This window comes from Stieleria sp. JC731, assembly GCF_020966635.1.
Lineage (GTDB): Bacteria > Planctomycetota > Planctomycetia > Pirellulales > Pirellulaceae > Stieleria.
Window position 1 is genome coordinate 939379 of sequence record NZ_JAJKFQ010000002.1, and the last position, 21830, is coordinate 961208.

12 protein-coding genes are annotated in these 21830 nt (G+C 49.9%); 6 read left to right on the forward strand and 6 right to left on the reverse strand.

Annotation, left to right across the window (positions count from 1 at the left end):
- The first annotated feature begins 10 nt into the window (after window positions 1-10).
- Entirely contained in the window at window positions 11-3646 is a 3636-nt protein-coding gene (locus LOC67_RS09155) for a peptidoglycan-binding protein (protein WP_230262288.1), read from the forward strand.
- Window positions 3647-3659: 13 nt separating this feature from the next.
- Here the strand turns inward: LOC67_RS09155 and LOC67_RS09160 are convergent, their stop codons facing one another.
- Window positions 3660-4919, reverse strand: a complete 1260-nt coding sequence (locus tag LOC67_RS09160) for a hypothetical protein (protein ID WP_230262289.1) — start codon at window positions 4917-4919, stop codon at window positions 3660-3662.
- A 452-nt stretch (window positions 4920-5371) separates the two neighbouring features.
- On the opposite strand from LOC67_RS09160, the gene LOC67_RS09165 reads away from it, so the two are divergent.
- Both LOC67_RS09165 and LOC67_RS09170 read left to right on the forward strand, forming a co-directional pair.
- The gene (locus LOC67_RS09165; RefSeq protein WP_230262290.1) at window positions 5372-7003 is read left to right on the forward strand and encodes a hypothetical protein; all 1632 of its coding nucleotides are present in this window, start codon (window positions 5372-5374) and stop codon (window positions 7001-7003) included.
- Window positions 7004-7020: 17 nt separating this feature from the next.
- A complete protein-coding gene (locus LOC67_RS09170) occupies window positions 7021-8193 on the forward strand; it encodes a hypothetical protein (RefSeq protein WP_230262291.1) in 1173 nt (390 codons plus the stop codon).
- A 2-nt stretch (window positions 8194-8195) separates the two neighbouring features.
- Here the strand turns inward: LOC67_RS09170 and LOC67_RS27555 are convergent, their stop codons facing one another.
- Window positions 8196-10355, reverse strand: coding sequence for a MotA/TolQ/ExbB proton channel family protein (locus LOC67_RS27555; protein ID WP_230262292.1), 2160 nt, complete (start codon window positions 10353-10355; stop codon window positions 8196-8198).
- Between the two features lie 19 nt (window positions 10356-10374).
- A complete protein-coding gene (locus LOC67_RS09180; RefSeq protein ID WP_230262293.1) occupies window positions 10375-10761 on the reverse strand; it encodes a hypothetical protein in 387 nt (128 codons plus the stop codon).
- A 219-nt stretch (window positions 10762-10980) separates the two neighbouring features.
- Between LOC67_RS09180 and LOC67_RS09185 the strand changes: the two genes are divergently transcribed.
- The gene (locus tag LOC67_RS09185) at window positions 10981-12108 is read left to right on the forward strand and encodes a hypothetical protein (RefSeq protein ID WP_230262294.1); all 1128 of its coding nucleotides are present in this window, start codon (window positions 10981-10983) and stop codon (window positions 12106-12108) included.
- 99 nt (window positions 12109-12207) lie between these two features.
- Complete coding sequence (locus LOC67_RS09190; protein WP_230262295.1) at window positions 12208-12399, forward strand: transposase; 192 nt, start codon at window positions 12208-12210, stop codon at window positions 12397-12399.
- Between the two features lie 289 nt (window positions 12400-12688).
- Here the strand turns inward: LOC67_RS09190 and LOC67_RS09195 are convergent.
- Window positions 12689-13788, reverse strand: a protein-coding gene (locus LOC67_RS09195) for an IS3 family transposase (RefSeq protein ID WP_230262296.1) whose coding sequence is annotated in 2 segments (ribosomal slippage) — window positions 12689-13536 and window positions 13536-13788 — 1101 coding nt in all. Because the reading frame shifts where the segments join, the coding sequence is not laid out codon by codon here.
- Window positions 13789-14022: 234 nt separating this feature from the next.
- On the opposite strand from LOC67_RS09195, the gene LOC67_RS09200 reads away from it, so the two are divergent.
- A complete protein-coding gene (locus LOC67_RS09200; protein WP_230262297.1) occupies window positions 14023-18684 on the forward strand; it encodes an SIR2 family protein in 4662 nt (1553 codons plus the stop codon).
- 830 nt (window positions 18685-19514) lie between these two features.
- Here the strand turns inward: LOC67_RS09200 and LOC67_RS09205 are convergent.
- Together LOC67_RS09205 and LOC67_RS09210 are read right to left on the reverse strand one after the other, a co-directional pair.
- Window positions 19515-20249 (reverse strand): SGNH/GDSL hydrolase family protein, encoded by a 735-nt coding sequence (locus LOC67_RS09205; protein ID WP_230262298.1) that lies wholly within the window; start codon window positions 20247-20249, stop codon window positions 19515-19517.
- Between the two features lie 116 nt (window positions 20250-20365).
- Complete coding sequence (locus LOC67_RS09210) at window positions 20366-21712, reverse strand: Gfo/Idh/MocA family protein (protein ID WP_230262299.1); 1347 nt, start codon at window positions 21710-21712, stop codon at window positions 20366-20368.
- Between the last annotated feature and the right edge of the window lie 118 nt (window positions 21713-21830).

Genomic DNA, 21830 nt, shown 5'->3' on the forward strand with positions numbered 1-21830 from the left:
GGTACGAGCGATGGCTGAAGCATGGAACGAGAAGATTTTTAAGACGCCACCCGCGGCTCCGATAGCTATCGATGCTTACCAGTTAGCCTCTCCGTCTCTTGGAGCGATTGAGCTTCAATCAAGTGGCAGCAATTTGCCTCCTACTGTCTTAAATCGTTTCATGCCACCACCGCGGGTCGATGTGCATTGCCATTTGATCGAGGTGTTTGATGAAACCAAACGCGATTCAGATGCGATCCGCAAGATGTACAACGCATTGCTGAGTTGCGGTTATCAGACAAATTGGAAGAGCAAGATTCAACTTAAGGCGATTCTGGATCCTTGGATCAAGGATGCTTGCGGCCAACGACCAACGACGGGAAACAATACGATCTCGTTCATTCGGTTTTCATTGTCGAACAATACCTTACGCGCTGTGCCCTACGTGTTGGGTGCGGCGATGCGTGCACCGTTTCCATTTCCGGATTTGCGCAAGCACCCGGGTTATCTCGCCCCCATCAATGCCATCGCAGTTCCACTGGTTCTCGACCTCAGTTTTATGGCATTATTTCAAGACGATCCGGAATTGGTGACAGGAACTACGGAGGAGTTTGCGTTTTGGTTCCGCGATGTGTGGCAATCTACTGTCCAAAATGCCAACCGACTGCCAAACCATTTGAACGCCTTTTTTGGCACGAAACGTTCGGTCTATTTTTCGACTGCTGACGAGATAAAGATAAAGGCGACTCTAGACGGTACAGCAGAGATTGCGCGTCAGAGTCGCGGAGCGTTGCAACCGTTCCTCCCAATTGAGCCACGTCGGTGGTGCTCTAGTGTTCGTGGAAACATTCCCAACCAACAATTTGATTCGATTGGCAGTTATCTGGGGGCGTATATTTACTCGGAGAAGTCTCAAGCCGACGCGAGTAACTCAAAACGAGGCTTTGCTGGGCTGAAGTTTTACACTCGTCATGGATGGCAGCTTTCAGGAAACAACGCCCTCTATGGCGATGCGATCGGCCCTGAATTAGATGGCGTTGTTCAAGAGGTTATCGATTATGCTGAGCAACACGACATTCCCATTACAAACCACCACAGTCCCGGCGGCACACCGCCAAACGGATTTCTTATCCCGCCTAAGGAAATGGTGGAAAGAAATCAAACGAACGTACCGCTTCCACCAGAATACGTACTTGATTCTAGCTCTAATTATGCCCAATGGCTGGCTTGGATCGCCGTCGCAGAAACAGCTTATCTGTGCGAATACGTGGAGAGAACAGCGTCACCTGAGATCTGGAGGTCAATTCTAAAAGAAAAGCCAAAAATGCGGGTGAACTTGGCCCACGCAGGGTCTGCTGCCGCAATGTACGCTCATTTCTACCCTTCAAATTGTACGTTGGATGTTGAACTGGTGCTCAATCGTCTATTGGGCAACACGACGTGGAATGACGAGACGATATACGACTTTAGGCTATCAGATATCGAGTATCTCCTGGAAAATCCTTTGGCAGTGCAGGCGGATATCTTTCCGTTTGTCTTTTGGAGTTCCGCTAGGCTGCGTCTGCATCGGTATTGCGAAGTCATTCGAAGGCGACAGGTTCCGTATCCACCAAAACGATTTACAAGCAACTTGACGCAGGAGTTTGGCCGGAAATGGCAGGAGACACTTACCCGAGAGACAATGCAGTGCATGGTCGATGCGACCAATCAAGGGCATGATCTCCATAGCTGTGGTGACTGGCCACCGCGATGGGATTCTGAGTTGAGCGAGTTCATTCGTAACTGTTGGGAATTGTCGAACAGGGAATTCTCAAAACTCGAACAACATCCAAATTGGGACAACTGGCTACAAAATTGGTGGTCCAAAATCTTTTCGCAAGCCAATGGCCAAAAAAGCAACTGGTTTGGTGCGATTGCTGACTTGGCAACTAATCACGAGAACGTCTATGTCGACTTCTCCTATGCGACCGGTCAGCGCTCGATGCTTGTCGGCTTGGATGGTCAATCCAGAAGCGAACGGGTCATTGCCAATACGGCAATTCCCACTGCTCTCCGGTGGATGATGTCCGACGATAAACTATCGCGCAAGGTAATGTTCGGCAGTGATTGGTTTTTGATTGAGCAAGACCTCGGAAGTGCCGACGACGCCTGGGCCTACTTCCGCAAGTGCTTCGAAGTCGCTCGGCTAGACGATCTCGCATGGGAGCGATTCAGTAGCTTGAATGCACTTGAGTTTCTGAATCTGAGAAATCGGCGCGATGCTATCAAGGCTTTCGTTGGAAGCGGTCCAAACAGATACACAGCGTTTCAGTCAATTGTCTCGATCCCGGAGGATCCAAGCAAATTTGTCGATTTACTCCCAGTTGTCATGCAGAAGAAGCGGTCTTTTTATGGATACATCGAAGGAAAAGAGTGGAAGTACTGCGTTGGTTCAACCGAACACTGCAGCGAGAACGGGCGTGTAGACGCGCCAAACATTCAAAGTTCGGGTAATGAAAAAATCATATTGCCGGATGGGAATGAAGTTGTGCTAAACTCGACTGGCGTGCAGTCGATGGACGATGGGTTATTATACATTGGCCCAGTTACGCTTGATTTGCCAGAACCAAATGTCGAGTTCCTTTCCGGCTCCGTGGGGCGAGGCGGCGACAACAAATCAACAGACGTAAAAAAGGTGCAGGAACTTCTTGCAGAGCACTTGCTTTCGCCTGGCCGATTTGACGGGCAGATTGGCGACCGCACAACAAAAGCAATCGAACTTTTTCAACGGATCACTTTTGGTTGGGAACATCCTGACGGGAGGGTAGATCCTGGCGGGCAAACTATCAGCGCTTTGAGTATTCCCGCAACAAGCGTTAAAGGCGAATGCGTCGAGCAAGTCGTACTTGATATAACAGATGAGTGCGAATCGCCGGTCGATCCTGGGGCGATATCGATAGATTCGACATTGGTTCGCAACTTTCTTAAAACGCTGCTAGAGCTTTGGAGGACAGTAGAAAGTTCTCGCGAAGTTTACAGTGAGCTTAAATCGATCCCTCAAAGCCTGGAGGAAATTGAGTCATGGTTTCGCTACAGAATTCACGCGAAGTTTTCTGTACGAGTCATCAAACAACGAATGCTGTTAGTGATAGAGACAACAAGTTCGAGATTGATCTACTTAAGAAGCGTTCTACAGGTGTCGTCTCGGTGGAGTCTTAAGGCCACACGCAATGTTTCGTGGTCGACCGCATTCGCTGGTAAGACGAAGCATTTAACCAAAGCAGTCAAGAAAAATCTCCTGTTCACTGTTGCGACCGACGTTATGGAAGAGTTCCTTGAAGAGGAATTTTCAGCAGCGCGATTCCTATCGACAGTTTCGTACGATTTGGCAAAGGCAGTTTTGGCTGCACTCGTTGTTGAAGCTACGAAGTTAGCTGTAGCCGGAGCTATTGCCGTTGGAGGTACTGCGGGCTTGGTTGCCGCAGCAGTTATCCTTGTTGGAGGCGCCGCAGTGGTACTTTACCTCGCTTTTGCCGATGACCCGGTACGCGAAAGAGTGCGGCGAAATGCAGCACCTGTACTCGATTCATTCGTCGATTCGTTGAAGACTGACGTAAGAGAAATCATTGACACCACAAAATGGTGCTTTGCGAACCAGGCCCAATGCTTGTTGCCGCTCTATCAATGATTGCCCTTCGCTATTACCCATGATTGATGTGAGCGTAGACCGCTGATGCTACAAGAGCGAGCAGTCCTAGCAACGTCAAAAATAAGAATCCAACTTCACGGATCGACAGCTTGCGATTATCAGAAGGTTGCGTTACGAAACTGTTGAAACCATGCGGCTGTCCGCTGGCAATTGCATCATCTTGACAGTACCTCCGAAGAGAATTCACGTCCGGGACTATTACCGATCTCTGATTCGGTACACCCTTAATATTTACGATCGTCGAAAACACTGCCAAACCCATACGTTTGCTTATTGCACCATGTTGACAGGATTCACGTTTCGCAATGTCCATAGTGACAGGCGATAGCCATGCGTTCAGAACACACTGATATTTCTTCCAACCCGTACGCTTAACTTGCGCTCGCGTCCTGACCCAAGCAAACACCAATGCTCCAATCAGCAAAGCGATCGTTGAGGCGAGTAACTTCGAGTAACCGACTCGCGCTCCGAGAAAGATCTCGTCAAACAGGACCAGACCAGCACCCAAAAAAAATACTGGAAATGAATACAGCAGTGTCAAATAGAGGGCGTGACCACTGTTATCGAGCCAGCCACGATTTTTCTTTCTAGAAACGTATTCGTAGATCTTGCTCGACGTTTCCGCGATCGCAGAAGCCCGTGCTATTTCCAGCTCTTGTGGCAAGTCTGCCTCCAGCTCGCCCTGCCAGGGACTTTCCGATAGTGTCCCGAAGCACTTCAATGGTCCGGCTAACAGAGCATATTGCCTGAACTGCCATCCCAATTCATTCAAGATCTCGGCACGACGGTAGGCAGTTTTATCCATGAACGACAAAAATAGAAACTCACCAATATCCGGGGCTTGCACTAGAGCTGACAGTTCTTGAGGCAACCCTTTTTGCAATTCCGCAGAATTTGCTGGAAGCTGCCCTACTTCGGTGCCCGCCATACCGATTCCAACTGCGGCAGTAAAAGCCGCTTCAAAAGCACCGCTGTCATCCATGATGTCTTGGCAAGCTTTAGTAAGCCAAGACTTGGCAAGATTGAAGTCTGTCCAATGATATGGATGCACGACTATTGATGCAGTAGCATCGTTGACCTCGTCGCAGAACTCAACGACAACTCCCGCCTTGGGCAAAAAGTAAGTGCCTCCGCAAACATTCACCTGGTTCTGTTCGAACGTCAGTTGGGACAAGGAATCAAAGAACGTCGTCTTACCTGCACCTTTTCTCCCCGCAATTGCAAAGCGAATGTGGTTTATACCGAGCGTCACTATAGGTTCCCCAATCAAAATGGCTTCGGGACAGACGTTGCAGCAACCTTGTCTTTGAGATTAACAAACTCCAAGTACGCGCATCTCAGTAGAATTGCGTTCAGATGCTTGGGGAGAAACTCTTGCTCAATGTCGAAAAACTGATTGAAGAGACAATAATTCACCATCACCTCTCTTTTCTCTTCGCAACACCGCCTGTTCTGCACAATCCAATCCACGACATCCTGGAGACCAGTCCGAGGCAGATCATTTTCGTCAAACGAGCACTCGCAACGTTCTCCGCAGCAATCCAGCAGCATTCGGCGTAGTCGAACTTCGAACTCTTTAAATTTTTCGGACATACCTGCAATTGAAATTTCGTGGTGCAGCGTCACGAGCTTGTAATCCACATTTGGCTTCCCTAAAATTGTACACAGTTCTGCGATTCTCTTGAACATAGAAGGGGTGGGCCGATGCACAAAATTGTTCTTGTGTTGGTCTTGGTTGTTTTGCTGATTGCTGGTTTGTACTGCGGAGGATGCCTTTCCAGGAAACCCGCGCCAGATCCAAGTCAAGTCGTCATCGCTTCAGTTGGTTTCAACTTTCCAAATGGTGCGTCGGTAGGACCGGATGCCCTGATTGATCCACTAGCGAAAGAAAAAATAAGAACTTGGGTAGACTACTCAAGTGAGCTTGAACCGAAAGCACGAAAGGCCATCAAGAAAACCTACGAATCTGTAAAGTATGTTACGTCAGTGGAAGTCCACGAAACGACATCCCCTGTTTCATTCACGGATCTTGAGAAACGCCTGTCCGCCGACTCGCCTGACAGAGCACAACTCAGGGCGGACCGCCAGTACATAGACTTAACCTACGAAGTGACGGAAACGAGAAATCCGCGGCCCGGGAAAAAGCCTGTTAGATTAAAACCGCCCAAGACACCAGAATTAGAAAGTATCCGACAGAAACTTAAGCTACGTATCGAAGACTTTGCAAACGCTGCCTTTGACCAGACGAATGCTGCCATCTTTGGAGACTCTGCTACGTACACTTCCGTTACTTCCGACCTTCGCCCGGACAATCTTGATGAAATACTTAAGGCTCTGTATTTGTATGACTTGGCATACATTTCTTCGCACGTTTACTTGCCAAAAGAGGCAGACGTGGAAGCGAGCAAAGAACGCAAAGCGGACTTGCTCGAGCTGGCGAAAAAGACTCGACAAAGCGCAAACTCACGCTTAAGTGGATCTGACTATCGTCAAGGCTATGCAATATGGATCAATTTACTATTGGAGCATCGGCGCAAACAGGTCGGAAACGTTGAAAACGACAATCAAATGAAGTTAAGCATGACGGAGATAATGAAGCTTACGCCAGTTGTGGAAACCAATAAACTCGGCAAATATCGTCTTGATGGCTCTGTTGTTACACTTGCGTATTATGCGATATTGAGCCTCGAGGCTGATGCCGGTGACAGTTCAGCGCTGCGCACACTTCTAACAGAGACTGGCTTTACCAGCGACGTACTGCCCAAATTGATCAAATGGAATGAGGGTCTATACAGCGGTACTTCGCTCGGCAGTTTTCCACCTGAGCCTAAAATGAAATATGCGAAAGGGCAGCGAGAGCGTGACCACCTAGTAGGGGGGAAGCTATTGCATCACTTGGCAATTTCCTATTCGCGACTACGAAAAGATCCAAATGACCCACAGGGCGCTGCTCGTGCAAGCCTAGACGATTTGAAGAGAGTGTTGCTCACTATGAGAAAAGGCGAACTTGGCGCAGAAGGCTGGAAGACGGAGTTTACCTACTACGATTTCTGCTACGTGATGCGAGCACTCACCTTGGCTGCCAAGTACGAGTTTGAGTATTTTGCCAATGAGAATCAATGCACGGAATATCTTGACTGGGCGAATGAACTCTCAGGCAAACAGCAGCTTAAGCCTACACCCGACTTCAGCAGCGAATCGACGGGCGATGTCAGTATTTACTACTATCATCTTGCGCATACGTCCCTTGCGAGAGAGTTTTCGGACCTTGAAAATGACGTAGCTCGTGCCATCAGAGATAGCCAAGCTGCTACAAAACAAGCTCCTGCAAAATAGGAAGATTTCAAAACAATATGGAGGAAAAGAAAGAATCACCACAGTCATCTCTCACCGATATCGTAACTTCGGCGGCCTTCATACTCGTGCTTTTGCTTTTGGCCGTGATCGGAGTATCTGCCTACTCGCGTATCAGTGGGCGCGATGACAAGGAGAGTGTTCGTGAACTGGTAATTCACATTACTCCACTTAAAGCGAAAAATGTTGACTTTGAGTGGCAAGTTGATCCGCCGTCTGATGAACCTATTGTCGAACCGACAGATTCGAAAACCCAAGCAAACAGCCAATGGATGTATTCAGTCCAGCGAGTTGACGCAGGAAGCTGGACTGTCCTTGTTAAGCCTTATGTGCGTCTTCCTTATGGCAACGCAATTGTTGAGTCCGCTCAGGAGATTGTCTCGAAACTTTCCAATTCAACCGCAGGTCGGATCGAACGGTTCGCAATCGACTACTCTGATGCACTGATGACAGTTGGCTATGCGAATGGATATCGCGCAACTACTTCAAATGCAAATTTGCTCGGCATCGCCAATCGCGCCTATGGTACTGCAAATCGAAATGACCTAGGTGAAAAAGGGGCGTTTGACTACGCTGAATTCACAATAGCGATTCGAGGTGGCGAAAATCGCAGTGACCAGCTTCAATCAGTCGAGCGCAGAGGGCACTTGAGAGTCGAGTACCAATTGATCCAACTTGAATGCGAAATTCTCGACAATTGGGCGACCTGGGATCGCAACACGAGTGAAGCATGGGCAAAACTTGACGAACGGGTGGCAACTGCGAATAGGTTTTGGGCGAGAGGAAACCGGGATCCGTATGGGGTTTATGATAATCTTGCATACAACGCGTTCCGGCTAGAACTTGTTCGTGCACGTCTACTAAAGGAGTATTTCAACGAGGAATACATCACCCTGTTGCCACCTGAATTGTGTAGATACTGCGCATCACTTGGTTCAAGATTCCACGAACCTGTTGGACTTCTCACTTCTGTAGAGCTCGTACAATTGTTTAAGGTTGATGCCGTTGTCGAGCTAAAATTGGATGCCATCAGTGGAATGGCAGACAAACAAACCGTCGTTATGACAAAAACAATTGGCAGCACGAACAATGGGCGAACCTTGCCCGTGGCCATTGTGACTTTGGGCGAAGCAACTGCCCCGCCAACCATCGATCCGTTATGGAAGGATTGATGCTAAACTAGTTTTGAAATGAGTCGCCTGAGAGTGACCTCCGCTTTTGTGGCAATAAAGTCCTGTGTGCGCTGAAGCCAGTAGGTACAGAACGCAAGTGGGATTAGACACACGAGTGCTACAAGTGTCGTGTAGAATGCTGTCCCCAGTTGAGTCGACATCGAAGCGATGATGGCTGACTTGTGAAATGGATCGTCGCTGGGAATTCCGATTGCATAAGCGATCCCTAGCCCTCGAGTCAATCCAATTATGGTCCCTAGGAAACCGATGTTTGGCAATGCAAACATCAGCAATTCAAGGAATTGATTCTCATGCTCCTTTTCCTTTTTCCATTCCGCAATCATGGCAAGACCGGTTTGCTCGACTTCCGAATCAGTCTTTCCAGATTTCTTGGCCAAAAAAGCGGCTCCGGTTATTCGCGGAATCAAGAAACGATTGCTTCTTGCCTCACCGTACACCTCGCTAATAATCGGCGAACTTGCTTTGGGGTCTATGGTGGGCATCGCCCATAAATGCATCCACGTCTTAGGCGTCTCACTTCCCCTGTACGTTGCACTCATAGGCATATAACCGAACTCCAAGATCGACAAGGGGATTTTGACCGCAAGCAAAAACAGCAATCCCCAGACGCATAAAACCATCGTGGCCAGCTGTATCGGACCTCGCAACAGCTCCCTCCTAGCAGAGGGACTAAGTCCGAAAACGTACCTCGCTTCCCGCATAGAAGTTAGTGCGTCTTCTTTAAATGCGCTCTGCACCGCACCGCTAGCATCCGATTCCTCTTGCTCAGCGCACGGCTCCACGAAGAAATTGACGATTTTCAACAGATTGCGGTCGATCAGATCTTGGTATTTTCCAGCACCTAGAATTTGTCTGATTGGCTTTCCTTGAGCGGGTTTATTCCAGAGTTCCGGCTGATACTCTGAATCAGGTCGTGCGATTAGAGAACTAAACCATGACAGCTTCGCCTTTTGAATCAGTTCGCTCGAACCTGCACTATCCCAAACCATACTTTCGTCAATTTGCTTTGCCCAGCGATCAGAGACTTGGAAAGACTTAGGGAATTGGTATTCAGTTGCACAAAGAGAGTAGAGCGCTTCGCCTCGCTGCTGTGATTCTATTGCCTGGCTGTAGTCAATGCCCCAAACACTATCGCGTCCGAGAGTCAGAGCCGTATAATCAAATCCGCTAGGCTGGCTAGATTGTTCAGTTAAAACGTTTTTAACCCAGTCCCTCAATTGCATTTCTGTGCTATTCTTCAGGCTAGCGTCAAAAAACAGCTCCAAGTCAGCCATAAGATAGCCAATCTGAGCATCGCCCTTCCAAGAAACTGCTGCATTGAATTGCCCCTGACTTAAGTTTAATTCTTGACCTCCAGGCTTTACAGCAAACACGCCATTGACGCTTGGTGTGCTCGGGTCGATCATCTTAAACGCCGCCTTCTCGGTAAGCGCACTTAATTTATCGAAGCTGCCGCTAATGCTTTCGCTTCCCTTCAGCTTTTTAAGCGCCTGCCCCGCCGAACTTACCGTGGCACTGCCATCCGGAAGCTGGAGAAACGGAGCAAAAGCTTCTAAAACATTCACTAGTCGCTTTTCCATGTTTGTTCGTGAATTCTTCTTAAGTCGATCGAAAACCTGGTTGCAATTCGCAACAATAGAATTGTTAAGTTTTCTATCGATTCGTTCGTACAGTGAGACCGCAGCAGCGATCGCGATACAAAGCAGAACTGCGTGAACCAGCGTTCCCGTCGGCAAGTAGTTGATTGGGTTGTCGAATCGATTTGGGTCAAAAGAACCGTCTATCTTTGTGTGAAACTTGTACCGCCAAAGAATTGAAATGGTCAGCACATATACTAATGCGACTGCTGCAATCTGCACCGTTGCTGGAATTGCAGATAACCAATCCCACATGGAACCTAACCACATCGCGCCTTTGCCAACAGCGAAGAGACTGATACCAATTGCTACAGCAACAAACGGAATGAACCACAAAGACTCTTTTAACGGAAGCGATGAGCTAAAAGCTCGAGGCATTTCTAGAATCGCAAAGAAAGCGGCACGAATGGATTCTTTGTAAAGCCAAACCCATGCCAGTGCTGCTAAAATGGCTATCGACAACCCAGCGTACGCTGCGAACGGTGCTGTGAGTAGCTGATTCACTAAGTAGCTCCTAAGGGTATCAATTCAAGTCGATGACATATTCTGACCTGCCCTGCAGGAGCATGTCTCCTTCACGCGTCCTCAAAAAGACGCTCGCCACCGCGGCGGGAACGGAAAGCAAGAACGTGCTCCCATCGGCCATCTCGAGACTTTCGGAATTAACCCGATAAACTCCTGACGGCATTCGATTCGCCCTTATTGATTCGATGAACGCAACCTCGTCTGGCCCTATTTGGAAGCGAATCGCATCTTCTGCAAGCAAGACAACCTGCTTTAGCGATGCCCGCAAATCATCGTCGGACATCCCTTTGAGTTGTGTGAAATCCCAATCCACTCGCATCAAAACGTATTTCTCTTGATACGAATCTTCACTTTCTGAAAATATCGAAAAAACAACGACCAGCATTGTTAGCGATCCAAACAGACCGAAAACAAGATCTTGGAGACTTAGTAAAAAAGCAGATCTCGACACGGCCGCTCGTTCCTCAAAAATCCAGAAAAATGATTGTCCAACATTCGGCTATCTTGAGCTTCGAAGGGCTCAACTTGCACTTCCGCGGATGCAATTGGCCCACTCTGGAATTACAATGTCGCTTTTTAGCATGTTCCCATCGAGATTTCCATCATGTCATTGCTCGGACTGCAGCTATTTGATCAACTCCACAGCTTGTGCAACGAAGCGTCTCTAAGCTGCGACAAGAGTTCCTCCAGGGTAGATCCTTCGGAAATGGATTTCCAATGGCTACTGGAGACCGCGAGCGATGCTAAAGACAGCGTTTTGGGGAAGTTGAAAGACACCGACCACGGCCCTGGTGTGATTCTCCAGCTGAAGGCCTCATGGTGCGAACGTTACGCAAACCACCTTAAACCTCTGAGCTTTAAGACTAAGAATCCGTCGGGACTGCTCGCCCCATTTGAAGCAATTCGTCAAGCAAGCAGCAAGCAGTTGGGAAAGCTAGGTATAGAACAGGGAGATTCTTCCGAGTTCAAAATCAAGGACCATACGAAGTTCAAAACGTTCCGCATCAGGTGGATCCAAAACTTCTTCAAGTTTGATTCGAATTGCTACACGTTCGTATGTCAGATGGGAGGACCGATCAAGTTCGAACACATTGCATCGGCAAATGTCTGGGTTTCGGGACCGATCATAAAGCAACATGGAATCGACCCGAAACCCATCTTCGATACGGATGATAATGTCACACATTGGTGGAGGCTAGCATACGAAATACTTCAGCAGAAGTCGTCCAACCGCTCTGCTCCTGATGAAGAAGAGACCGATAGTTCGATCAATCTTCTGACTGAACCAGAACATGAAATTCTTACACTAGAACCAATTCTTGAGTACGACATTGAAGGATATCAGGCACACTACAGAAGAAACGACCAGTCTTTTGAGCATGGAAAGGCAGTTGGGAAGTTGGAAGTTCTTGAGCGGCTATATGAAGACTTGCTTTCCGGGCGGATTCGTTCAGCAGCTACTGAGACAGTGTCGTACAATGCGCCGGCACTTATTCCTGAAAAAACCGACGATAGCAACATAAGGCGCATGCAAATTGCAGTCGAAAACAGTCTCGGCTTAACGATACGCGGTCCAGAAGACGCAAAAAGTAAGCTCACTATAAAACGCCTAGAAAGGGAATCAAATAAGACTCTTGAATCGCTTTGCAAGAATTTAGGAATTGAATTGAAGGAACGCGCAAAAAAATCATCTATGGCTGCAAGTATTCGGAATTTCATCGAACGCCTTTAAGGCCTTTCTTAAAACCTGCATTTTACCTGATCCTACAGTATCCTCGAAAAGATTGTATGTGTGATTTCGAGGAGGGATCGAATGGTTCGACGACATTGCTTGACGGACGATCAATGGGAACTGGTGGCAGACTTAGTTGAGGTGGAGCGGAAAGAAACCGGTCGTCCATTAAAAGACCGACGCATCATTCTCAACGGCATTTTCTGGATACTTCGCACAGATGCTGCTTGGCGTGATTTGCCCGACCGCTTCGGGAAATGGCAAACCGTTTATGACCATTTCAACATTTGAAGCAAGGATGGAACGTTCGACGCAATCCTCAGGCGACTCCAGAAGGCGACCGTTTATGCCGAAGAGTTGGATGAAGAACTTTGGTGCGTTGACGGCACAATTGTTTGAGCCGCCCGCTGTGCCGCAGGGGCGGAAAAAAAGGGGATCTGATTCAAACGCTAGCGCGGAAGCTTTGGGACGTTGTCGTGGGCGTGGGATGCCCCCGAAACTTGGTCCAGGGTTATGACGGTAGGGATTGGTTTGAACCGCTCCCATTTTCTGATTCACCAGTCATAAGAGAATCAGGTCTTCATCTGGCCAGGCTAGCCTGGCCAGATGAAGCGAATTCTTTGGGGGCCAGGTTGCCCAAAGCGCTGTGAGGTCGATGTTCGTTGTAATCCTGTCGCCAGGATTCTATCTTCTCCTTGGCATCATCCAAAGACAAGAACCAGTTTTCATTCAGGCATTCAGTGCGAACGCTTCCGTTGAATGATTCAATAAACGCATTATCCGTTGGTTTTCCTGGGCGGCTGAAGTCAAGCACCACGCCGTTTTCATAGGCCCAGCGGTCCACCGCCTTCGAAGTGAATTCAGTTCCATTGTCGACTCGAATCGATTTGGGAAGAGCGCGAGTCCTTCGCAGCTGCTCAAGAGCCTCCACAACATCGCCGGCCGGGAATCGCTGACGAACCACTATCGCGAGACTCTCACGAGTAAAGAGATCCGCTATCGTCATGAGTCGGATTCGACGTCCGTCAAAGAGCTCGTCGTACATGAAGTCCATCGCCCAACAGTCGTTGATGCAAGTCGCTTCGGGCCGATCGACCCGTGTCCGACAAGCAACACGCCGTCGCGGCGTCCTGAGACGCAAGCTCAATTTTTCCTCTCTGTAGAGCCGATAAACACGCTTCGCATTCACCTGCCAACCTTCTCGGCGAAGCAGGATGTGAAGCCGACGATAAGCGTAGTGCACACGCGTCGCAGCAAGCTCTTTCAATCTCATCCTTAGGGCTGCCTGCTCGTCTTTGACGGACGGGTAGCGACAGGTCGAAATAGCCAATCGAAGGACGCGACAAGCGCGACGTTGACTGACATCGTATGCGACCCGAACCCGCTCAACTTCCTTCCTCAAACGGGCAGGCTTTAGAGCTTTTTTGACAGGACATCCTGAAGAATCTGTTTGTCGAGACTGAGATCGGCGACGAGTGCCTTGAGACGCTTGTTTTCGTCTTCAAGCTCTCTCAGCCGACGTACTTCGGCAACGCCTAGACCGTCAAACTTCTTCTTCCATCGATAAAACGTCGGTTCACTGACTCCCCTCTTTCGGCAGATCTCCGCAACAGGCGTTCCCGTCTCGGCCTGTTTGAGCGCAAAGGCAATCAGTTCGTTCGTAAATCGAGACTTCTTCATGGCCATCTTCTCCTTGGAATGACGGCCAGATTCTATCCGATTTCTCTCATTTCAAATGAATCAGTACTTTGGGCGCAGGTCATGCGCTGTTGCTCTGATTAGAAGCGGTCTAATTATTGTTGCGATCGTTCTTGAAAGCATGGGAGCAGTGCGTCATAGCCTCAGGATTACCGTTGTTGAAGGACGCCACCTTGCCCCCCCCTCTCAGAGGGAAAGTTGGCTACAATGGATGCGATGAGTTTATCTCTTGAGAACGCAACAATTGGCGGAGGAATGAGGTCCGTGCATGAATCGGAACTGAACGAAGTTGACTTTGTTGAGCGGATCACGCAAGCACGTAACGACGGCAAAGGATTCGTGCCTTTAGTCGGTGCCGGTCTATCAGCAGCGTCAGGTGTACCGCTGATTAGGCAAATTGAACGTTACCTCCATTACTGCATCGCGATTACTCTCGGTGTCGACCAGATTTCAGACTGGGATCGGTTGCCCGAGTTTCAGAAGGCGTGGCGATGGCATCCGCAGCGAGATGAATGGCCGCCAATCGATATACCTCACGCATACAAAACACAAGTCCAAGATTGGCAGCGACGGATTGGGGATGTCGCCGGTCGTCTATCTCACTTAGCAAGTACGTCGAATACTGTTTGGAAACGCTACCCGGAAATCAAAGTATTTCTAGAGGCGTACGGAGCGACTGCAGAGTGGCGTTCTGCGCTAAGTTTTCTTTCGCGACTTCGCGAGAACGTCTTACCCGAGGGGCGTGTCCTGACATTGGGGGCCATTGATCCACATGTTTACGACAATTTTTTCCTGAACGCAGTATTTGGCAAGACGCCGACACTTGGGCACCGGATGCTGGCTCGACTCGCCAACCCGCTCGGTATCAATACTATTGTGACACTCAACTTCGATGATCTATTGGAGCAGGCTTTTGCCGAAACGGGTTCACCACTAACCGTCTATGGCGTCCACCATGAGGCTGGACTCCCGGGCTATCACTCCCAATTCGGCAAAAATGTTTTGGTGAAAATGCATGGCGACCGTTACGGTCTAAGGGCGGACTACTCGTTAGATGAACACCCATCAGAAGACGATTGTCGTCACTTTACTTCTTATTTAGCAAATCGCACGATCACGGTTGACGAATGGATAAGTCTTCGAGACGACAGTTCAACTTCGCGTCTCAAGACACGTAACCATCTTCTTGTTACTGGGTTGGCCGTTCAAGAGGAACGCATCTTGGAATTGATTAGGCGTGCTGCCAGCGTGCTTGATGATGACTTTCGCGTCTTCTGGATGGTCTACTTGTCCGGTGAGATCGAACCGGCGGCGGAACGACTTCGGAATACACTGCAGTCGTGTGCAAAGAACAATGAGCCCAAATTCGCTATCATTCAACACCATTTCTGTGGCCTGCTATTTTACAACCTCTACCAGCACTTGGAAGGTTCTTTGCCACCAACCGGCGCCATCTTCCCGGCAAGGGCTCGTGTTGCAGTTCCTCCCGGCCCGCTTCGCCAATTCAGTGCACAGCAGGACAAGACCGGGTCGGCTTTACTAAATCTTGCCAACGCTATCGACGACAGAATCGCAGAGTGCTTTGAGCGAAACCAGTTTTCAAATCCTCGAAAGTTGGTTGTGGTTAGCAGTCCGCCGGGTACTCACTACGGTATTGTCTCCGCTTCGTCACGTTCCTTCTCGAATCAATTGGACCGTGGGCGTCAGGCAATTTGGATCGACCTAGATGACGTCGTTGATACGGACGACTTATTTGAGGTGATGTTACATACCATTGCCAGAGCCGCAGGCGTTGTGGATTGGATGCCAGTACTTGCTCAGTCGAATACTAACGACTTGGGCATGAGCAGAAACCAATTATCCGAAGCGCGTCAGCAAGAGATTTTGCGCATTACTAATAACCCGGATCGCCAGTGGGTCATTTATCTGAACTCGCGCAGCGGCGGGGCCGGGTCCGCCTTCGTCAGCGTTGAACGTTTCAAGGAGTTTCAGAAGGCTTCTGGCCCAAATGGATGGATCGATCGCGTCGAGCCTTCAGAACCCGATGATTTTGCGTCACGAACTGGAAACTCTCACGAATTCTTGGAGTTGCTCGAGTGCATCTCTCGAGATGCGTGTCCTAACGTTGCAATCGTATTGCTGTGCTATGGAGATAATCCTCAGGTCAATGACGCGGTGACAGAGGCCCCCGCACCAATTAGTGGATCGATCTATAACAGCGAAACGATGTCCAACGAATCTGATCAGCAACGTGGTGAGACGGAATCGATCAATGATGGCAGTTGCGGTACTACTTCAGCCAACCATGCACCACTCGAAGACTCTATCGCTTCAGAATCAAGCGGAGGAGGTTTTCCGAATCTACTAGGACGCGATTGTCGTCGGGTTGCGTTAAGTAAAAGCTGTTTCGAAGAAGGGCTCTCGACGGATGGTATTGCGCAAAAAGCGCTCGACTGGGTCGACAACGGGCTAGGGGATAATTCTCCTGGAGACTCGAAGGCTCGACAACGTTTTCTTTTCGCATTAGTGTCAGTAAACCGAGTTAGATCACAGTCTTTGCTGTGGTCCTGGGCCTTTCACGAATTCGACAACTCCGAATCGCATTATTTTGCTGGTAGGAGAAAGAACTCAGATCAATGGAGTCGAGAGCTCACCGAACTACACGTTGTGCGGGTGCAGCCAGGCGGGTTTCTCTGGATGCAATCAGACATTCGCCGCAGACTTCGTAAGCAGTTGCGGGAACGCTATAGGAACGAGCCTAATGTAATCCCGCGAGTGCACCAAGGTATCGCGGAGTGGTATGCGAAATTGCACGTCAGCTCGAGAAGTGCACGGGCGGCAACCGAATCGGCATACCACCAGTTGCTACGTGCCAGATTTACGTTGGAACAGATTGGCGATCGCTACAACAAGCAGACAGATGAACTGGTTGCACAGGCGTTGCAGGCCTTCGGGTCAGCACTCAGAGTGCTACGTCAAGGGCGCCCGTCGATGCTCTCCGACGGGTATACGCAGGGAACATGTCGACGTCTGGAAGATATTCGCGATAAACACTGCGTCGATCGAATCGAACGCAGGATTTTCCAAAATGGGATAGGAGAGCCGTCCAAGGCGAGACTGGCACTTGATGACCCGGGTCAAGTAAGAGGCGTGAGAAATTCGAAGCGAATCGATTACGCGATTGCCCAGGTGAAAGCGACGTGCGACTTGAGGTGTTTCGAAATTTCGCAGGAAATTGGGGACAATTTAAAGGCCTTCGATCAGTGGAAACGGATGGTTCATAGCTCAAGTGATGCCGGTGAGCGAGGTGTTCGTGATCAGATTGGTCGAGTGAATCGGTTGATCTCACTCGGAATTGCGATTCGCAGCCCAACTTTCATCCGAAAAACGATTGGTGTTTCCAAGAGCATCAGCCAATTCAAAAGAGTACCTACGCTCGCGCAGCTTTTTGATACGTCATTGTCGCGAAATGAGACCGTTGACCAGCTTCGCGGTGAGCTTAGAAAATGGTTGCAATCCTACTCTCACAGCTTTGTTTCAAATCCATGCGTTTCTTCCGTAGAGGACGTGAAATTACAACTGGCGGAGTCAGTGGTTAAACTACTTCAAAGGTGGATGCAAGCTGAGATTTGCATTGGGTTGCAAAGAAAGGCCAATGCTTTAGGTAGCCGGTTCAGGGGCATTCCGACGTGGGACCAGTGGCGTGATGCAGCAAGAATCTATGAGGTTGCTGTTGAACTGAACCGCTTTGTTCATCGAGATGCTCTGCATTTTGCTGAGCAGCACGGGGATTCAAATTCTAGTGTTCGTCGTATACGCCGTGACCGTTTTCAGAGTTGGTTCGACGACCAACAACGACTAGACACCCAGCACGCATTAGCTCTCGCCATGACGGGGGACTTCGCCAAAGCTGGGCGACGGCTCAACGAGGCTGAAGCCGCACTTGTCGAACTCGACGCGCCCGAGGGTTTGGAACGGGCAATCATCGATCTTCATCGTGCGTGTATTACTCTCTGGGAAGCGGAAAAACTGGGGCTCGCCGATGTTCAGCATAAAGTCACCGAGCTAGTGCCAAAAAAACTTGCGCACACTGCAACCGATTCCGAATCGCTTGAAAAAGTTTTGGGTTCGCTACAGGCAATGCCTTTGACGATCACGACCAAGACACGATCGTTGCTCGAGGACGCCTGGCAGCATCTAGATAGGGCGAGTCCTGTACTCGAACGGTACCGAAAAAACGCGTGGTGGACTACTTGGAATTTTGAATTGCGGATGCAACTAATTGAGTTTGAGATGTACGTTTCGCTAATCGAGAAGCCAAACGACTCTCTACCATACGTTGGGACGCGATTCGTTCCATCGAGAATGCCGACTCAATTGGATTCGTTGCTCGACAACTCACGCAGGGTGATCCGTATGGACCTTTTTCGCCTCGCGAGGATCGTTGATTCCTATGCTCACTGTCTGCTCGTATTGTCATTGTGGCGATCAAACGCCGTCTATCGTGCCAGAAATCAGTCCGAGTTCGTTCAGCAGAGCAGTACGCCGGACATACTGTTGGAGTCCAAAGAACTTGAAGCACGAGAACACGACATGATAAGCAGGCTATATGCGAAGCACGCCAAAGTTGGACGCCAAGCATGCCCTCGCGGCGTCGGACATTCATTAGCAGACCTGCTGGCCGCCCGGAAACAGCTCGACAAGACAGAACTTGAGGAGTGCCAAAGTCGCCGTGCTGGAGGGTCAGCTAGAGGAACTCCCGTGGATTCTGAGGTCGAACGGTACGTCAGGAACACTCTAAAATTTTGCGAGCTTGTTTCCAAGTTTTCCCGTATCAACTCAGAATACACAAACCACCAGTCGCGTCTGCCACGTTGACGATTGGAACGTACAAGGCTTACGAGTAACTTACTCTGCAGGATTGCATTCTCCGCATTCAGATACCTCACTTGCTGGGCCAATTCCTGCGGAGTGAGCGACGCAAGCAATATCAAGAGTGGGTGAACGATTGCGGCCATTTGTGCTGCCGATTCCCGTGCAAGTCCTAGACTAATCGGGGTGGTGTCATTTTTTTACCCCGCTGAAATGATGAGCCTACGGACTGGTTCGCCATCCGCAACGGCCGCGTAAGTGGCGAGTGATTTGCCGTTCAATTTTCGGCCGCGTTGTTAAGAAGAACCGGAACAGATTATCGGCGATGAAGTCGCTTCAGCCGACATTCTCTCTCCCCGTTAACCACTCGGAGACATGCGAGAAAAAGTAGCTTCGGTTAACGACAAACCAGCCAATCGCTTTCGTTACTGTTGCGTATCAGTCCGCCTCGAACGAGACGAGAATCGCATCGAAACAGCCGCCTAGATCAGGAAATGCCTGCGAAATCCGGTGACTCTCTCCGGATTGGTTTTGTACAGGGAGCTACTATCCGATTCTTGTTCGTCGAGTCGTGGCTTTGCTACATGCTTCCTCCAGACCCCGCCTCGCGACGACGCCCTTGCGTTTCGCTAATCCTTCACCTCCATCAAGTTGGATAAGGGACTTGCACCCTCAAGCCCGAGAAACATGCCTGGCAAACATGAAAAACGGCACCCATTTAAAACTGCTGGTGCCGTTGGCTTTGAGGATCAGTTCGACCGAGCGGATCGGCCTGGAACGTTGTACCGTCTATGTGAAACAGAACATGGACGGACATTCGAATCAGTCAGGCGAGATTAGACGCCGACAACTTCGCGCCAGGTTTTGGCCATCAGCTGATGCCCTTTCTGCGTTGGGTGAACGCCATCACCGGCCAGCTCTTTCGGCTCCGTGCCGTTTGCGACGGCATCGTCGAACATCGTTTGGAATGGGACCCACATTGCACCGGCTTCGGTCGCAACTTGCTTCGCATATTCACGTCGCGTTGTGAACTCGGGGAACCATTTCGATTCGTTCTCTTTGACCGTTCCGCTCATCAGTACGAAAGGTTCACAGATCACGAACGTCGTCTTTGGAAGTGCCTTACGCGTGCGTTCGAGCAGCGCCGCAAATCCGTCGCGATAAACTTCGGCGGTACCATCGTAGTTGCCGTTCAGTTTGTGCCAGATGTCGTTGACGCCGATCAAGATGCTCAGGATCTTGGGTTCGATATCGATGCAATCTTTTTGCCAGCGGCGATCCAAATCAGGAACTTTGTTCCCGGAGATGCCTCGGTTGTGAATCTGCAGATCCAGTTCCGGATAGTCGCTGTGTAATGCTTCGGAAATGAATTTCGGATAGCCGTGTCCTAACCCTTCATTTGCGACCGGCGATTTCTTGTTGCGTCCAGCATCGGTGATCGAATCCCCTTGAAACAGGATGACATCGCCTTTGGAAAGAGTCATCTTTTCTGCGGCCGACAATGAGGTTTGATTCAAGCAAGCGACCGTACCGGTGGCTGCGGTCGCGGCAAGGAAGGTTCGTCGTTTCATAATCACTGTGATAGTTAGGAAGACAAGTAAGTGGATTTAATTCGTGTGAGGTGAAACCATTCCGAAAAGGCTTCTGTCCCTTTTCGGAAAGTCTATTCATCGCTTCGGTTCACTGGCTATGTCGACAGTCCATCGACTTGGTAGCCATCGCGGTATTTGCGATACAGAAGCTTATTGGCTCGGTCGTTGTTGGTGATTTTCAATCCTTCAGCGTCCCAGTTCAAAGCTTGATTGGGGAATCGGTTGGCAACCACTCCCAACAGCAACGCCTCGGTCAGCGGACCACCAAAAGAAAAGGGCGCGCTCGTTTCACCATTGCCCATGCAAGCATCGACCCATTGATGGTAGTGATTGGCGCCTTCGACATCAGGCCGTTTGTAGTCTTTGAATTTCGCAACCGGGAACAACACCGCTTCGCTGATATGTGGCAACAGAAGGTGACCTTCTTCTCCGACGAATAGCGATCCCTGTCCGGGCAAGGCGGTTCCTTCGGGCAGCCCAACAGCTGTCGGTTCCGGCGGGGCAAACGATCCGTCGTACCACTTCCACTTCATCGTTTTGGTGGTGTACTTCGTCTGTGGAAACTCGTACTCAACAACGTTGCGTTCTGGATGACCAATGCCAGTCGGTTGACGGCAGTCGGTCTTGGCCCAATTGGGTGCTGTCAGTTCAAGAGCACCATAGGGAGTGTCAAAAATATGGACGCCCATATCACCGAGTGTTCCTGTACCGAAATCGATCAGCTTTCGCCAATTTCCGGGATGATAAACGCCTGGAACATAGTCGCGAGCGTCAGCAGTCCCCAGCCAACGGTCGAAGTCCAGGCTTTCAGGAACTGGTGAAGCCATTGGCAGTTCGGGCTGGTCATATCCCCAGTTCTTGTTTGACCAAGCATGAACCTCTTTCACCTTTCCGATCACGCCGTCTTGAATCATCTTGACCGCTTGACGATAGACGCGATGCGAATGGATCTGGATGCCCATCTGCGTGACTAGTCCCTTTTCCTGAGCAACTTCCCGTAGGCGTCGAGCTTCGAACACTTCGTGCGTCAATGGCTTCTGGCAATACACAGGTTTACCCGCGTTCATCGCCGTCATCGCAGCCGGCGCGTGCGTATGATCCGGCGTGGAAACCACGACGCCATCGATCGAATCACCGAGCGATGAAATCATTTCGCGATAGTCGGTGAAGGTCTTTGCGTTCGGATGCTTTTCCAGCGCCGCGGCCAACCGAGCCGAATCGACATCACACAACGCTGCGACTTCGACTGACGAGTGCGACGCGATCGAATTTAAATCCGATCCCCCCATCCCGCCGACACCAATATGGGCGGTGCGAAGTTTCTGCATCGGCGAGGTCTGGGCAAACGCCTTTGCCGGTGACAAGCACGCGAGGCCGAATGAAGCGCCGATTGCGGCGGAACCAGACTTCAAGACTTGCCGGCGATTTATCGAATGGCTCATAGCTCGATCCTGTTGAAGGTGATAGCGATCACCTGAAAGCATAATCGAATTGTCCGAGCCTTGGTGACTACATTTCAGGCGTTCAACACCGACTCGCCGAGTTTGCTAAATATCACCG

Bases quoted from the DNA above. Each gene is read 5' to 3' on its own strand.
- LOC67_RS09155 (WP_230262288.1), top strand. From the start codon at position 11: ATGGCTGAAGCATGGAACGAGAAGATTTTTAAGACGCCACCCGCGGCT.
- LOC67_RS09165 (WP_230262290.1), top strand. From the start codon at position 5,372: ATGCACAAAATTGTTCTTGTGTTGGTCTTGGTTGTTTTGCTGATTGCT.
- LOC67_RS09170 (WP_230262291.1), top strand. From the start codon at position 7,021: ATGGAGGAAAAGAAAGAATCACCACAGTCATCTCTCACCGATATCGTA.
- LOC67_RS09180 (WP_230262293.1), bottom strand. From the start codon at position 10,761: ATGCTGGTCGTTGTTTTTTCGATATTTTCAGAAAGTGAAGATTCGTAT.
- LOC67_RS09185 (WP_230262294.1), top strand. From the start codon at position 10,981: ATGTCATTGCTCGGACTGCAGCTATTTGATCAACTCCACAGCTTGTGC.
- LOC67_RS09200 (WP_230262297.1), top strand. From the start codon at position 14,023: ATGAGTTTATCTCTTGAGAACGCAACAATTGGCGGAGGAATGAGGTCC.
- LOC67_RS09205 (WP_230262298.1), bottom strand. From the start codon at position 20,249: ATGAAACGACGAACCTTCCTTGCCGCGACCGCAGCCACCGGTACGGTC.
- LOC67_RS09210 (WP_230262299.1), bottom strand. From the start codon at position 21,712: ATGAGCCATTCGATAAATCGCCGGCAAGTCTTGAAGTCTGGTTCCGCC.